The organism is Vibrio sp. Vb1755 (assembly GCF_033338635.1).
GTDB lineage: Bacteria > Pseudomonadota > Gammaproteobacteria > Enterobacterales > Vibrionaceae > Vibrio > Vibrio alginolyticus.
Map to the genome: position 1 here is coordinate 1 of NZ_JAWOTA010000358.1, position 1042 is coordinate 1042.

A 1042-nucleotide genomic window follows, 5' to 3' on the forward strand; every position below is an offset into this window, starting at 1 on the left:
CCTTGTTTGAGGGAGCGTAACAGTCGGCTGTTATTTGCGCCGTGGATGTATACAAAATCATCGACGCGCCAAGCTAACATAGGGATAACCACTGGCCCTGACTCGTTGGTGATTGCAATATGGGCAATTAGGCTTTCATCAATAATCATGTGCAGCTTTTCAACTTCAGTCACCGCTTTATGAGCGCCTTTTTTGATTTCTGTTCTTTTTGTATTCGATAGCATGGTGGTCTCCCTAACCAACTCACAGTAATGAGAAATAGTCATTTTCTTCCTAAGCGTGTCGTTGCAATGTAGCGTTTAACTGGTAGCTTAGAGAGAGCCACTTTTAAACTATGGATGGATCCAATTTGTCGTTAATCGATGTGGGTGATTTGTGCGCAAAAACAGGCAGCGGTACGCGCCAGCAGTCTGTATTTTTTGCAATAAGGGATAAGATTGTTCGAGGGCTTTGGCCCAAGAACGGCAAGCTACCGTCGACTCGTAAACTGGCACAAGAGTTGAACCTTAGCCGCAACACGGTGATTTCTGCCTACGAACAGTTAGTTGCTGAAGGGTACTTGGTCAGCCAGCGTGGTTCAGGCTTTTTTGTTGCTGTTGAGTTGCCAGAACAATACTTGCCTGAAAAGTTGCCAACTCAAGCTGCCAACCTTCCGCCAGCGGCGTTGGATGTGAATGCCAGTTTCGCTCCCGGTGTACCCGATTTATCGCTTTTTCCAACCGCTTTGTGGCAAAAATATCTCAATCGTCACTTATCCCGTACGTGTCTGCTAGGCAATCAAGACATTCAAGGTAGCTGGGAGCTTCGATGCGCTTTGTCGGATTACTTAGCGTCGAGCCGTTCAGTGAACTGCACGCCTAGTCGAATCATCATCACGTCAGGCGCGCAGCAAGCGTTGTGTATCGCCACCATGGCAACATTAAGGTCAGGAAGTAGAGTGCTAATGGAACAGCCAGGTTATGCGCAGATGCGCAAGTTGATCCTGTTTCAGCAATATCAATTTGAACCGTTGTTCGTAAGACAAAAAGTGGGTTTTGATATA

At 46.7% G+C, this 1042-nt stretch carries 2 protein-coding genes; one reads left to right on the forward strand and one right to left on the reverse strand.

Annotated elements, in window-relative coordinates; translation table 11 throughout:
- Positions 1 to 224: pyridoxamine 5'-phosphate oxidase family protein (locus tag R7E00_RS25115; protein WP_318124925.1), on the reverse strand; the 224-nt coding region annotated here is incomplete at its 3' end.
- Positions 225 to 334: 110 nt separating this feature from the next.
- Between R7E00_RS25115 and R7E00_RS25120 the strand changes: the two genes are divergently transcribed.
- Positions 335 to 1042: PLP-dependent aminotransferase family protein (locus R7E00_RS25120; protein ID WP_318124926.1), on the forward strand; the 708-nt coding region annotated here is incomplete at its 3' end.